The sequence below is a fragment of the Streptomyces sp. NPDC048254 genome (assembly GCF_043201895.1).
GTDB lineage: Bacteria > Actinomycetota > Actinomycetes > Streptomycetales > Streptomycetaceae > Streptomyces.
Map to the genome: position 1 here is coordinate 23539 of NZ_JBICZJ010000027.1, position 13246 is coordinate 36784.

At 70.3% G+C, this 13246-nt stretch carries 13 protein-coding genes; 4 read left to right on the plus strand and 9 right to left on the minus strand.

From position 1 onward, the window contains the following. Positions 1–42 precede the first annotated feature (42 nt). On the minus strand, positions 43–543 hold the full coding sequence (locus ACGFZQ_RS46540) for a helix-turn-helix domain-containing protein (protein WP_393845599.1): 501 nt from the start codon (positions 541–543) through the stop codon (positions 43–45). 224 nt (positions 544–767) lie between these two features. On the opposite strand from ACGFZQ_RS46540, the gene ACGFZQ_RS46545 reads away from it, so the two are divergent. Further along, positions 768–1217: a peptidoglycan-binding protein gene (locus tag ACGFZQ_RS46545; RefSeq protein WP_393845600.1), complete on the plus strand. Its 450-nt coding sequence runs from the start codon at positions 768–770 to the stop codon at positions 1215–1217. 32 nt (positions 1218–1249) lie between these two features. On the opposite strand, the gene argS is transcribed toward ACGFZQ_RS46545, so the two are convergent. Continuing rightward, a complete protein-coding gene (gene argS, locus ACGFZQ_RS46550) occupies positions 1250–3007 on the minus strand; it encodes an arginine--tRNA ligase (protein WP_393845601.1) in 1758 nt (585 codons plus the stop codon). 410 nt (positions 3008–3417) lie between these two features. Here argS and lysS point away from each other — a divergent pair, with 410 nt between their 5' ends. Next, entirely contained in the window at positions 3418–5160 is a 1743-nt protein-coding gene (gene lysS, locus ACGFZQ_RS46555) for a lysine--tRNA ligase (protein ID WP_393845602.1), read from the plus strand. A gap of 80 nt (positions 5161–5240) precedes the next feature. Here the strand turns inward: lysS and ACGFZQ_RS46560 are convergent, their stop codons facing one another. The 3 genes from ACGFZQ_RS46560 to ACGFZQ_RS46570 form a co-directional block, all read right to left on the minus strand. Beyond that, positions 5241–6620, minus strand: coding sequence for a DUF2637 domain-containing protein (locus ACGFZQ_RS46560; RefSeq protein ID WP_393845603.1), 1380 nt, complete (start codon positions 6618–6620; stop codon positions 5241–5243). 99 nt (positions 6621–6719) lie between these two features. Beyond that, positions 6720–7640 carry a DUF3558 family protein gene (locus ACGFZQ_RS46565; RefSeq protein WP_393845604.1) on the minus strand — a complete coding sequence of 307 codons (921 nt, stop codon included), beginning with the start codon at positions 7638–7640 and terminating at the stop codon, positions 6720–6722. 117 nt (positions 7641–7757) lie between these two features. Beyond that, positions 7758–8639, minus strand: a complete 882-nt coding sequence (locus tag ACGFZQ_RS46570) for a DUF3558 domain-containing protein (RefSeq protein WP_393845605.1) — start codon at positions 8637–8639, stop codon at positions 7758–7760. 229 nt (positions 8640–8868) lie between these two features. On the opposite strand from ACGFZQ_RS46570, the gene ACGFZQ_RS46575 reads away from it, so the two are divergent. Continuing rightward, positions 8869–10062, plus strand: coding sequence for an RtcB family protein (locus tag ACGFZQ_RS46575; RefSeq protein WP_393845606.1), 1194 nt, complete (start codon positions 8869–8871; stop codon positions 10060–10062). 36 nt (positions 10063–10098) lie between these two features. Here ACGFZQ_RS46575 and ACGFZQ_RS46580 read toward each other — a convergent pair whose 3' ends face one another. Genes ACGFZQ_RS46580 through ACGFZQ_RS46590 form a run of 3 tightly spaced genes read right to left on the minus strand, consistent with a single transcriptional unit; the run spans position 10099 to position 11440 of the window. Continuing rightward, entirely contained in the window at positions 10099–10275 is a 177-nt protein-coding gene (locus tag ACGFZQ_RS46580) for a hypothetical protein (RefSeq protein ID WP_393845607.1), read from the minus strand. Next, the gene (locus tag ACGFZQ_RS46585) at positions 10275–11048 is read right to left on the minus strand and encodes an SDR family NAD(P)-dependent oxidoreductase (protein ID WP_393845608.1); all 774 of its coding nucleotides are present in this window, start codon (positions 11046–11048) and stop codon (positions 10275–10277) included. The genes ACGFZQ_RS46580 and ACGFZQ_RS46585 overlap by 1 nt, the downstream gene beginning before the upstream one ends. 53 nt (positions 11049–11101) lie before the next feature. Further along, positions 11102–11440 carry a YnfA family protein gene (locus ACGFZQ_RS46590; RefSeq protein ID WP_360489005.1) on the minus strand — a complete coding sequence of 113 codons (339 nt, stop codon included), beginning with the start codon at positions 11438–11440 and terminating at the stop codon, positions 11102–11104. 125 nt (positions 11441–11565) lie between these two features. Here ACGFZQ_RS46590 and ACGFZQ_RS46595 point away from each other — a divergent pair, with 125 nt between their 5' ends. Further along, the gene (locus ACGFZQ_RS46595; RefSeq protein WP_393845609.1) at positions 11566–12036 is read left to right on the plus strand and encodes a hypothetical protein; all 471 of its coding nucleotides are present in this window, start codon (positions 11566–11568) and stop codon (positions 12034–12036) included. Positions 12037–12068: 32 nt separating this feature from the next. Here the strand turns inward: ACGFZQ_RS46595 and ACGFZQ_RS46600 are convergent, their stop codons facing one another. Continuing rightward, positions 12069–13019, minus strand: coding sequence for a thaumatin family protein (locus tag ACGFZQ_RS46600; RefSeq protein WP_393845610.1), 951 nt, complete (start codon positions 13017–13019; stop codon positions 12069–12071). Between the last annotated feature and the right edge of the window lie 227 nt (positions 13020–13246).

The following is a 13246-nucleotide window of genomic DNA, read 5'->3' on the forward strand; positions in this document are numbered from 1 at the left end:
GCCCACTGACAACGACGTTGGCGACCACATGAAGTGTTCCGGTCAACCTTCGCCGTACCCCTGCGCCGCGACCACCTCCCGCAGTGCCAGACAGCGCCCCGCCGGCTCCCCGGCCAGGGCGCACAGCTGCTCCACGGCCGCGCGCGGCGGCAGGGCGCGGCCGCCCAGATAGCGCTGCCAGGACGACTTGCTGAACGTCGTCCGCGCCGCCAGCCCCGCCAGGCTCAGCCCGGTGCGGTCCCGTAACGCGCGCAGGGCGGCGGGCACCGCCTCCGCGCCGCCGCCCCGGGCCGCCACCTCGTGCAGCGCGAGCAGCCCCACCGGATCGCCGCCGCCGAGCCGGGCCAGCGCCGCCACCGCCTCCGGGGGCGGCAGCGAACGGCCCGCCAGATAGCGCTCCCAGGACTTCGGGCTGTATCCGGTGTGCGACGCCAGCCGGTGCAGACTCAGCCCGCTGCGCTCCTTCAGCCGGCGCAACCGGACGATCAACTGCCGTAAGCACGGCTCCAGTTCGACAGGCAGCGCTTTCCCGTGACGTGACATGATCCCCCCGATCGTTCGTCCCTGTCCGGCTGACGGATCGGGCGCGGTGCCCGTATGAGTCCGGCGGTGGCCGTCCTGCCGTACCGCCGCGTCGGACGGCCTTCGCGCAGGTCAACGGGTACGGCGTCCCGCCCGGCCGTCACTTGTGGGGGAGGTGTGGCTTCCGCCGTCGTCCGGCCCGCACGCTCGTGTCGATCTGTTCTCGCGACCGGAAAGAGGAACGCATGCGATCGAACGTCATGACCAGGACCCTCGTCAGTGTCGCCGCCGTGGCGGGGCTCGCCGCAGGAAGCCTGGCGACCGCGAGCACGGGTTTCGCGGCCTCGCAGCCGGCCGCCAAGGCCGCGGTGAGTTCCCGGACCGCGGCCATCCAGGCGGTGAACAACCTCGGCCTGGACACCGCCCACGCCGCGAACTGGCAGTGCTGGCTGGCCAGGTGGGGCTACAACCCCGGCACGATCGACGGGCAGCTGGGCACCAACAGCTGGAAGGCGGCTCAGCAGATGTTCAACGACCAGGGCCTCGGCGCCGGTACCGTCGACGGGGTCGTCGGACCGAACACGATCAGGGCGCTGCAGCGCTACCTGAACCAGTACGGCTACAACCTTGCCGTCGACGGCGTCGCGGGACCGGCGACCAAGGCCGCGTTCTGGGACTTCAACGCCTACTGCTGAGCCGCCCGGAACGCCCGGGCGGCTTCAGAGCCTCAGAGCCGCTCGGGCGTCCGGATGCCCAGCAGGGCCATGCCCTGGTGGAGGGTGCGGGCCGTCAGGTCGCACAGGAGGAGGCGGTTCTCCACCTGGGCGGGGGTGTCGGCCTTCAGCACCGGGCACTTGTCGTAGAACGACGTGTACAGCGACGCCAGCTGGTACAGGTACGCGGCCAGCTTGTGCGGGGCGTACTCCGCCGCCGCCTCGAAGACCGTGTCGCCGAACGCGTCCAGGTGCAGGCCCAGCGCCCGCTCCGCCGCGTGCAGTTCCAGCTCCGGGTGCGCGGCGGGCCGGACGTCCCCCGCCTTGCGGAGGATCGACTGGATACGGGCGTACGCGTACTGGAGGTAGACGGACGTATCGCCGTTCAGCGAGACCATCTGGTCCAGGTCGAACTTGTAGTCCCGGCTGGGCGACGTCGACAGGTCCGCGTACTTCACGGCACCGATGCCGACCTGCTGGGCCCGCTCCTGGATCTCCGCCTCGGTGAGGTCCTGCGCCTTCTCCCGGACGACCTCGGCGGCCCGCTGCACCGCCTCGTCCAGCAGGTCCTCCAGCCGTACGGTCTCACCCTCACGCGTCTTGAACGGCTTGCCGTCCGCACCCAGCACCGTGCCGTAGCCCATGTTGTGGGCGGTCACGTCGTCGGTGAGCCAGCCCGCCCGCCGCGCCGTCTCGAAGACCATCTTGAAGTGCAGCGACTGACGCACGTCCACGACGTAGAGCAGCGAGGTGGCGTGCAGGTCGGTGACCCGGTTGCGGATCGCCGTCAGGTCCGAGGCCGCGTAGCCGAAGCCGCCGTCCGCCTTCTGCACGATCAGCGGGACCGGCTGGTCGTCCTTGCCCCGGATCTCGTCGAAGAAGACCACGAGCGCGCCCTCGGAGCGGACCGCGACGCCCATCTCCTCCAGGAGGCGGGCGGTCTCGGGCATGCCGTCGTTGTACGCCGACTCGCCGACGATCTCGTCGTCCCGGATCTCCATGTCGAGCTTCTCGAAGACCGAGTAGAAGTAGACCTTCGACTCGTCCACGAACCGCTGCCACAGGTCCAGCGTCTCCTTGTCGCCGGACTGGAGGGCGACCACCCGCTTCCGGGCCCGCTCCTTGAAGTTCTCGTCCGCGTCGAAGACCGCCCGGGACGCCTTGTAGACCCGGTTCAGGTTCGACATGGCCTGCTCGCCGTCCGTGTCGGTCTCCGGGGACAGTTCGTCCGGGTTCTCGATCAGGTACTGGATGAGCATGCCGAACTGGGTGCCCCAGTCGCCGATGTGGTGCCGGCCGATCGTCTGCTCGCCGGTGAAGTCGAGCATGCCGCGCAGGGCGTCGCCGATCACCGCGGAGCGCAGGTGGCCGACGTGCATCTCCTTGGCGACGTTCGGCTGGGCGTAGTCGATGACCGTGATGCCCGGGTTCTCCTTGGCCGCCACGCCGAGCCGGCCGCCGTCCACGTACCGCGCGGCGAGGTTCTCGGTGATCGCCTTGTCGGAGAGGGTGATGTTGAGGAAGCCGGGGCCGGAGACCTCGACGTCCTGGATCAGGTCCGCGCCGGTGGTGATGTTCGAGACGACCTGCGTCGCCAGCTCCCGGGGGTTGGCCTTGGCCTTCTTGGCGGCGGCGAGGATGCCGTTCGCCTGGAAGTCGGCCCGGTCGCTGCGTCGCAGCAGCGGGTCGACGGGGGCCTCCGGCAGGGCTGCCGAGAGGGCGTCCGCGAGACGCTGATTGACGAGATCGGTGAGCGACGTGACCGAGGCCATGGGGTGGGAGCCGTTCTCCTCGTGGGTGCGGGTGGACGGGACCAGTATTTCACGGGGGGTAAAGGGGTTTTTGCGGGTGAGAGCTCGGGGGTGCGGTGGGCGGGCCGGGTGCGGGTGTGTGGGGGCTGGTCGCGCAGTTCCCCGCGCCCCTGGGTCGGCTGCACAGCCCGGCGCTGACAGGCCGCGTCGGCGCCCCTGGGTCGGCTGCCCAGCCGGCAACGATCCATCGCCTCGCGGTCGCGCCCGCGCGGCGGAGCCGCCCGTCGATACAGCCCCGAGCCCCTGGGCGGCGGCCGCGTCGCCGATCAGGGGCGTGTCGATAACCCGTTTTCGTGGATTCCACCTCGGCGGGGACAATAGAGCGGTCAGCCGTGCGACCGTACCGGCTGTCCCGTGTCAGAAAGAAGGACGTGCCGATCGTGGCTCAGAGCACCGAGACCACCGACTGGGTCTCCCGTTTCGCGGATGAGGTCATCGAGGAGTCGGAGCGTCGGGCCCCGGGCAAACCTGTGGTCGTCGCGTCCGGGCTCTCCCCGTCCGGCCCCATCCACCTCGGCAACCTGCGCGAGGTCATGACCCCGCACCTGGTCGCCGACGAGGCCCGGCGGCGCGGGCACCAGGTCCGGCACCTGATCTCCTGGGACGACTACGACCGCTACCGCAAGGTGCCGGCCGGTGTCGCTGGGGTCGACGAGTCCTGGGCGGAGCACATCGGCAAGCCGCTCACCTCCGTCCCCGCCCCGAAGGGCTCCGCGTACCCGAACTGGGCCGAGCACTTCAAGGCCGCGATGACCGAGTCGCTGGCCGAGCTGGGCGTGGAGTTCGACGGGATCAGCCAGACCGCCCAGTACACCTCCGGGGTGTACCGGGAGCAGATCCTGCACGCCATGAAGCACCGCGGTGACATCGACGCCATCCTCGACCAGTACCGGACCAAGAAGGCCCCCGCGAAGAAGCAGCAGCAGAAGGCCGTCGACGAGGCCGAGCTGGAGGCGGCGGAGGGGTCGGGCGCGGCGAGCGAGGACGACGGTTCCGCGGGCTCCGCCGGGTACTTCCCGTACAAGCCGTACTGCGGCGGCTGCGGAAAGGACCTGACCACCGTCACGTCCTACGACGACGACACCACCGAGCTGAGCTACGTCTGCACCGCGTGCGGGTTCACGGAGACCGTCCGGCTGAGCGAGTTCAACCGGGGCAAGCTGGTCTGGAAGGTCGACTGGCCGATGCGCTGGGCGTACGAGGGCGTCATCTTCGAGCCGAGCGGTGTCGACCACTCGTCGCCGGGGTCGAGCTTCCAGGTGGGCGGGCAGATCGTCGGGATCTTCGGCGGGCAGCAGCCCATCGGGCCGATGTACGCGTTCGTCGGCATCAGCGGGATGGCGAAGATGTCGTCCTCGCGCGGCGGCGTGCCCACGCCCGCCGACGCGCTGAAGATCATGGAGCCGCAGATCCTGCGCTGGCTCTACGCCCGCCGCCGGCCCAACCAGTCCTTCAAGATCGCCTTCGACCAGGAGATCCAGCGGCTCTACGACGAGTGGGACAAGCTGGACGCGAAGGTGGCCGAGGGCGCCGCGCTGCCCGCCGACGTCGCCGCGCACGCGCGCGCGGTGGGCACCGCCGCCGGTGAGCTGCCGCGGACCCCGCGACCGCTGCCGTACCGGACGCTGGCGTCGGTCGCCGACATCACCGCCGGGCACGAGGACCAGGCGCTGCGGATCCTCAGCGAGCTGGACCCGGCCAACCCGCTGGGATCGGTGGACGAGGCACGGCCGCGGTACGCCAAGGCCGAGGCCTGGATCAACACCCAGGTACCGGCCGACCAGCGCACCATCGTGCGGGACGAGCCGGACGCCGAGCTGCTGAAGTCCCTCGACGAGGCGTCCCTGCAGTCGGTACGGCTGCTGCTCGACGGGCTCGCCGAACACTGGTCGCTGGACGGGCTGACGCACCTCGTGTACGGCGTGCCCAAGGTGCAGGCCGGGTTCTCCGCCGACGCGACGCCCAAGGAGCTGCCGGCCGAGATCAAGACGGCCCAGCGGACGTTCTTCGCGCTGCTCTACCACCTGCTGGTGGGGCGCGACACCGGGCCCCGGCTGCCCACGCTGCTGCTCGCCGTGGGGCAGGAGCGGGTGCGGGTCCTGCTCGGGGAGTAAGCCGGCATCGGCATGAGCACGAAGAAGGGGCCCTCTTCGGCGGAGGGCCCCTTCTTCATGTTCTTCGTGCCGTGCGCGTCCTACGCGATGTGGTCTTCCTGCAGTTCCGCCGTGTGGCGGTTGGTGAAGCGGTTGACCATGCGCTCCGCCTCGCGCTGCGGGAGGGTGGTGCCGTACGTCGCCTCCACGTCGCCCCTGAACTGGCTCGAACTGGGGTAGCCGCCGTCTATCGACTTCTTGAAGACCAGGTAGAAGTCCTCCTCGGTCGGCTCCGGGGGGCCACCGCCCTCGCCGAGTTCACGGGTGCGGCCGGGACCGGAGGGGATGGGAAAGCTGCCGGTCGTCTCCGACGGGGACTCCTCGGGGAGCGACTGCTGCTCCGGCGGGAACTGCTCCTGCGCGAACCGGGCGGGCGGGAACTGCTGCTGCTGCCGGGCCAGTTGCTGCTCGTACTGGTCCCGCTGGTACTGCTCCCGCTGGTACTGCTCCTGCTCGTACTGCTGCTGTGCCTGCCAGGCCGCGTACTGCTCCTCGGTGTACTGGGGCTCGAACGTCGGGTCGTAGTCGCCGTGGTACTCGATCTGCTGGGGGTCCCTCGCGTGCAGCCACGGGTTCAGCTGCGGGTCGGGTTCCGGCTCGGGCTCCGACGCGTATGCGGGCTGCCCGGCGTTGGGGCTGGGGACCAGCTCGGGGCGCTGCTCGCCGGGAGGCGCCGCCTGCTGCGGGACGGCAGCGGGAGCGGGCGCGGGCGCGGCGGCGGCCGGAGCGGGTGCGGGGGCCGGCAGGAGCGCCGGCAGGTCTATGCCCGCCGCCGCCAGGCCCTCCGGGGCCGTCTGGGCCAGGGGGACGCCGTAGCGGGCCAGCCTCAGGGGCATCAGGGACTCCACCGGGGCCTTGCGGCGCCAGGCCCTGCCGAAGCGGGAGCGCAGTCTCGCCTGGTAGACGAGACGTTCCTGCTCCAGCTTGATGACCTGGTCGTAGGAGCGCAGCTCCCACAGCTTCATCCGGCGCCAGAGCAGGAACGTGGGCACCGGGGAGAGCAGCCAGCGGGTGAGGCGGACCCCCTCCATGTGCTTGTCCGCCGTGATGTCGGCGATCCGGCCGATCGCGTGGCGGGCGGCCTCGACCGCGACCACGAACAGGATCGGGATCACCGCGTGCATGCCCACGCCCAGCGGGTCCGGCCAGGCCGCGGCGCCGTTGAAGGCGATCGTCGCCACGGTCAGCAGCCAGGCCGTCTGCCGGAGCAGCGGGAAGGGGATGCGGATCCAGGTCAGCAGCAGGTCCAGGGCGAGCAGGACGCAGATGCCCGCGTCGATGCCGATCGGGAAGACATAGGCGAAGTTCCCGAAGCCCTTCTTGATGGCCAGCTCACGGACGGCCGCGTACGAGCCGGCGAAGCCGATTCCGGCGATGATCATCGCGCCGGTCACGACCACACCGATGAGAACGCGGTGCATCCGAGTCAGCTGTATTCGCTCGGCCACCCGTACTCCCCTCCCCTTGCGTGTTGTTGCGCGCAACAGGGTGGCACATCAGTGCGGCGCGCGTGTTGCCGGTCAGCCCTTCTTGGCTGACGACTTGGAGGCCGATGCACTCGCGGAGGGCGACTTGGAGGCCGGCTTCGAGGGCGTTGCCGCAGGTGAACTCGGAGACGTGGCAGAGCCGTTGGCCGTCGCGACCGAGGCCACCGCCTCCTTGGCGGCCTTCTCCGCGGACTTCGCGAGAGTGCCCGCGTCCGGGGTTTTCTCACCGGCCAGACCCGCGCCGTTGTAGTCGACGGTGACGACCACGTTCGCGACCCGTGCCACGACCGTCTGCTGCCGGAAGGCGCCTTCCTTCTTCTTCAGGTCGTAGTGCACGACGGTCGCCTGGTCACCGGTCCCGGCCACCGGCTCCGACTTGGTGTTCTTGGCGCCGGTCACGGACTGCGCCTCCTGCACCTGGCTCGCGTAGTACGCCTCGGCCTGCTTCTCGCCGGAACCACGGTTGGTGTCCGACTCGAAGCGGAGGAAGGAGATGTTGAGCCAGCGGAACTGCGAGCCCTTGACGCCGTTGTTGTCCAGGCTGCTCCAGGAGCAGCTGCCCCGCGTGGCCACGTCGTCCGAAGCGCCCTCCTTGCCCGACTTCGCACCCTTCGGTACGAGGGCGGTGAGTGTCTTCTTCGACAGCACCGCGCACGGCTCCGGCAGCTTCTGGTACTTGGCCGCCTGAACGGTCGGCGAAGCGGCGGCGCCGGTGCCGGTGCCGGAGCCGGAGTCGGCGGGGGCGGTGGCCGGGTTGGAGCCGCCGCCCGTCTCCTTCGCGGCGTCGTCGGAGTCCGAGGAGCAGGCCGCCGCGAACAGCGCCACGGCGGGGACGGCGGCCGCACAGACGAGGCCGCGGCGCAGGCGCCCTGCCCGTCGCTGTGCGTTCCGCTCGTTCCGGTCGCGCTGGTCGTCTCGCTGGACTGCTACTCGCTGCATGGTTCCTTCACTCATACGTTCGGGGTTCCTGCGGTCGGATCGGGTCCGAGGGGCCACGGTACGCGGTGAGGAAGCTGTGCGGTTTCGGTTCGCGGGCTTTGCGGGCGGGGTGCACAGGGCGTGCCCGGGCACTCAGCTGTTGAGGTCCTCGGCCAGCTGGGCGGCCAGATTCTGGGCCCTGTCCTGCAGTTCCTTGCTGTCCGGGACGGTCCCGGTGGCCATCGGCTGCTCCTCGTACTCGATGGTCACCACGACGTTGGACGTGCGGAACACCACAGTCACCGTGCGCTGTTCGGCCGTCGAGCCGGAGCCGCTGAGCTGGTCGTCGAGATACGCCTCGTCACCGAGGTCGGCGAGGGTGCGGGGCTGGAGGTCGGCCGGAGGGGTCGAGGCGGAGGCCGAGGTGGACGCCGTCGCGGACGTCGAGGCGGAGGTGCCGGTGGATCCCGAGGGGGACGTGGACGTGGGCGCGGAGGACGACGACGGGGACGGGGTCGGTGTCCCGGACCCTGACCCGGACGGCGATCCGGAGGGCGACTCCGACTCGGTGGCGCTCGGGGGCGCGGACTCGGGGATGCCGGCCGCCGACTCCCGCTGCGTGTAGATCGTCTGCGCCTCGTTGTCGTCACTGACCGCGTTGTCGTACGACACCACGCGCTCGAAGTCGACGGACAGCCGGTCCGTGGCGTCGGTGGACTCGACCTTCCAGTGGCAGCCGACCTTGCGGTCCGTGTCGTAGGTGAGCGTGGCCGTGCCCGCGTACGCCTTGTCGCGCTGCTCCTCGTCGGTGATCTGGGCGATGCCTGGGAGCAGCGAGTCGAGGGTGTCCTGGCTGACCGCGCCGCAGGGCTCGGGGAGGGTGCGGTACTTGCCGGGCTGGGCGGCGACGGTCGAGGTGCCGGTGTCCGCGTTCTTGTCGCTGATGTCGTCGCCACCGCTGGAACCGCTCGTGCAGCCGGCCAGCAGGGCCGCGAGGAGGGCGGCGGTGCCGGTTGCGTACGCCTTCCGCTGCACGGTCAGGCTCCTTTCCGTTCACTGGGTCGCTCGGTCCTGCTCCAGTGTCCCCGCTGGTTAATCGCTTGCCGCAGCGGGGCGTCCCCTGGAGACAATGTGTATCGCACGCACTGCGGTGAACGCCGGTCCCAAGTCTGATTTCGGTGGCCTTGGCAGCGCATTTGCGTTATGCCTTCATTAGGTCTTTTGTCCTTTTCATCTGATTGTCCGCGGGGGAATTGAGGAAGCCATGTCGTACGTGGAGATGCCGGGCGCGAAGGTACCGATCCGGATGTGGACCGACCCTGCCGCCGTCGAGGAGGTGGCGCTCCAGCAGCTGCGCAATGTCGCGACCCTGCCGTGGATCAAGGGCCTGGCGGTCATGCCGGACGTCCACTACGGGAAGGGCGCCACGGTCGGGTCGGTCATCGCCATGCAGGGGGCCGTGTGCCCGGCGGCGGTCGGCGTCGACATCGGCTGCGGCATGTCGGCGGTGAAGACGTCACTGACCGCCAACGACCTGCCGGGGGACCTGTCGCGACTGCGGTCGAAGATCGAGCAGGCGATTCCGGTGGGGCGGGGGATGCATGACGATCCGGTCGAGCCGGGGGACTTCCACGGGCTGGCGACGGCCGGGTGGGGGGAGCTCTGGGGGCGGTTCGACGGGGTCGCGGATGCGGTCAAATTCCGTCAGGAGCGAGCACATAAGCAGATGGGAACGCTCGGATCTGGCAACCACTTTGTCGAAATCTGCACGGATACGACCGGTTCTGTGTGGCTGATGCTGCACTCCGGGTCCCGGAACATCGGCAAGGAACTCGCCGAGCACCACATCGGGGTGGCCCAGAAGCTCCCGCACAACCAGGGCCTGGTCGACCGCGACCTCGCCGTCTTCGTCTCGGACACCCCGCAGATGGCGGCGTACGAGCACGATCTCTACTGGGCTCAGGAATATGCGAAGTACAACCGGTCGCTCATGATGGCCCTTCTCAAGGACGTGATCCGCAAGGAGTTCAAGAAGGCCAAGGTCACCTTCGAACATGAAGTGAGCTGCCACCACAACTACGTGAGCCGCGAGCGGTACGAAGGCATGGATCTGCTCGTGACCCGCAAGGGTGCGATCAGCGCCCAGGCCGGGGAATACGGCATCATCCCGGGCTCCATGGGGACCGGGTCGTACATCGTGAAGGGCCTCGGTAACGAGAAGTCCTTCAACTCCGCTTCCCACGGCGCGGGCCGGCGCATGAGCCGGAACGCGGCGAAGCGGCGCTTCTCGACGAAGGACCTGGAGGAGCAGACGCGGGGCGTGGAGTGCCGCAAGGACTCCGGCGTCGTGGACGAGATCCCGGGCGCGTACAAGCCGATCGAGCAGGTCATCGACCAGCAGCGGGACCTGGTGGAGGTCGTGGCGAAGCTGAAGCAGGTCGTCTGCGTGAAGGGCTGAGAGCCGGCGCTGCCGTGGCACCGCCGGCCGGCCGGTCTACTTCGCGTGATGGACCGCGTAGATCATCACGAAGGCGAGGAAGTGGATGCCGAAGAGGAAGTAGGCCAGGAAGTACCAGACCTGGCGTTCGTTCCTGGTCTCCTGTGCCAGGCGGCGCTTGTCCAGGTCGTTTTCCAGGGCGGCCGCGGGGTCGGCGTCCGGACGGTCCTCCATCACAGGTCCCGGTGGACCTTGGAGTTGGAGGCCTGGGCGCGGGGGCGTACCACCAGGAGGTCGATGTTGACGTGGCTGGGGCGGGTCACCGTCCAGGCGATCGTGTCCGCCACGTCGTCGGCCGTCAGGGGCTCGGCGACGCCCTGGTAGACCTTCGCCGCCTTCTCCTCGTCGCCGCCGAAGCGGGTCAGCGCGAACTCGTCCGTCTTGACCATGCCGGGGGCGATCTCGATGACCCGGACCGGCTTGCCGACGATCTCCAGGCGGAGTGTCTCGGCGAGGACGTGGGCGCCGTGCTTGGCGGCGACATAGCCGGCGCCGCCCTCGTAGGTGCCGTGGCCGGCGGTGGAGGAGACGACGACCACCGTGCCGTCGCCGCTCGCCTCCAGCCTGGGCAGCAGGGCCTGGGTGAGGTTGAGGGTGCCGATGACGTTCGTCTCGTACATCGTGCGCCAGTCCGCCGGGTCGCCGGTGGCCACCGGGTCGGCGCCGAGGGCTCCGCCGGCGTTGTTCACGAGGACGGCGATCGTCTTGAAGGCGGTCGCGAACTCGTCCACGGCCGCGCGGTCCGTCACGTCCAGCGGGTAGGCGGTCGCCTGCTGGCCGGCCTGGTTGATCTCCTTGGCCAGCGCCTCGATACGGTCCTCGCGGCGGGCGGTGAGGACCACGCGGTAACCGGCGGCGGCGAGCTTTCGGGCGGTCGCGGCGCCGATTCCGCTGCTCGCACCGGTGACGACGGCGATGCGGGAGGCGGCGGACGGTGCGGTGGCCATGCGGTGCTCCTGGTGCTCGGTGGGCGGTCGGCTCCTTCCAGCCTAGGCGAGGGCTAGCCGCCGTTCCTCGGCGCCCACATGATCACTGCCATGCCGGCCAGGCAGACCGCCGCGCCCGTGAGGTCCCAGCGGTCCGGGCGGTAGCCGTCGGCGACGACGCCCCACAGGATCGAGCCCGCGACGAAGATTCCGCCGTACGCCGCCAGGATGCGGCCGAAGTGGGCGTCCGGCTGGAACGTGGCGACGAAGCCGTAGGCGCCGAGGGACAGGATCCCGCCGGCGATCCAGAGCCAGCCCCGGTGCTCCCGTACGCCCTGCCAGACCAGCCAGGCGCCGCCGATCTCGAAGAACGCGGCGACGACGAAGAGGGCGGCGGAGCGGAGGATCAGCATGGCCGCAGCCTGCCATGCCGTCCGGCTGTCACCTGTTGGAGGGCGCCTGCGGCGGGGTAGGGGTGGCATACATCCGTATGAACGCCGGAGACGGACGGGACGGACGGATGGACGGGACGGGTGGCATGGCGATGCGTCGTTGCGGGCTTACGGTGGTCGGGGCGGTGACGGTGGGCGCGCTGGTGGCCGGAGCGGGCGGTACCGCGTGGGCCGGGGACGCCGACCTCGAGGTGCACGGGTCGGTGGTGATGGGCGGGGACCTGGTGGAGGTGCGGGTGACTCCGCGCAACCTCGGGCCGGACCCCCTGTCCGACGCCACCGTGCGGTTGAGCTGGTCGGCGGCGCTGGCGGACACGCAGCAGCTGCCGGCCGCCTGTGCCCGCTCCGGCGACCGGGAGGTGGTGTGCGGTACGGGGCCGCTCGCCGTCGACCTGCCCGGCGAGCAGCTGGTGGTTCCGGTACGGCTGCGGGGGCAGCCGGCGGAGGTGACGCTGGAGGTCGACGTGGTGTGGGGCGGGGGCGCGGTGGACCACGACCGTACGAACGACAGGCAGCGGGTGCTGGTGCTGGCGACCGGGGACCCGTACGCCTTCTGACCGGAATTCTGACCGGAATTCTGACCGGGACGCTAGGTCGTGCCGAAGGTCACCCGGTAGTAGCAGGCGCCCTTGCAGGGCATGGTCGCCGCGTCGTCGAAGGCGTAGGAGTAGGCGTACGGCGCGGCCCGTTTGAATACCTGGGTGTAGTCGACGGGCCATTTGGCGGGAACGCAGTTGTCGCGGCCGGCCCAGGCGCCGCGGCAGCAGTACGTGTCGCCGCCGAACGCCGCGCACGGCGGTTTGCAGCCGATCTCCTGGCCGCCGGAGAGGGCCTGCATCGCCTTGGGGCAGTCGATCCCGGTGGTGCAGGTGCCGTGGTAGCAGCCCGTGGAGCTGACCGGGTCGGTGGTCGTGGTGTGGGAGATGTTGATGTACATGGGCAGGTTGGCGCCGTCGACCATGCTGACGTCGTAGAAGTCCATGCCCGCGTACGCGTCGAAGGTGAACTCGCCGAGGGTGGTGGGCGGGTTGGGGCCGGTGCAGACGCTGGTGCAGTCCCCGGAGGCGCAGGGGCCCGCGGCGGTGCCGGTGCATCCGGTACGGCCCCAGATGCGGCCGCCCCAGTTGTTGGCCACGGTCAGCGAGAGGCTCTGGCCGGGGGCGAGTCTGCGGCCCGCGGGGTAGACGGCGGTGTTGGTGACGATCGCCCAGACCGGCTGCGCGGTTCGGTTGACGACCGTGATCAGACGCTTGCCGGCCGGGGCCGACGCCGGGGCCTGCTGTTCGGGCGCGGCGGCCGGCTTCCGGGCGGTCGTGGCCGACGGCTTGGCCGAGCGGGGCGGGGACGCGGAGGGGGATGCGGAGGAGGAGGGGGACCCACTGTGGCCGGCGGAAGGCGCGGGCGAGGTGGCCGGCGGTGTGGACGGGGCGGCTGCGGCCGTCCGGCGGGCCGGTGTGCCCGCGGTGTCGGTTCCGGGTGACGGTGTCCACGCGCCGTAGGTGATCAGTACGGTGGCCGCCGTCGCGAGGGCGGTGGCCACCGCCGAGGCGTACCACCAGCGGTGTCGCGGGGGTCTCGCGCCGTGTCTGCTGCGTCCTCGTGCCATCCTCGGGCCTTCCTCGGGCGGTGCCGGATGTGTGCCTGCCTCTCGGTGACCTCGTGCGCGGCGGCCGTACAACATAAATTGCGGACTCGAACAGGTTTCGACGTCGGCCCGCCGGTTTTTCTGTTGTCCTCGTGTGCCTCGGGGGGTCTCCACATCACAAG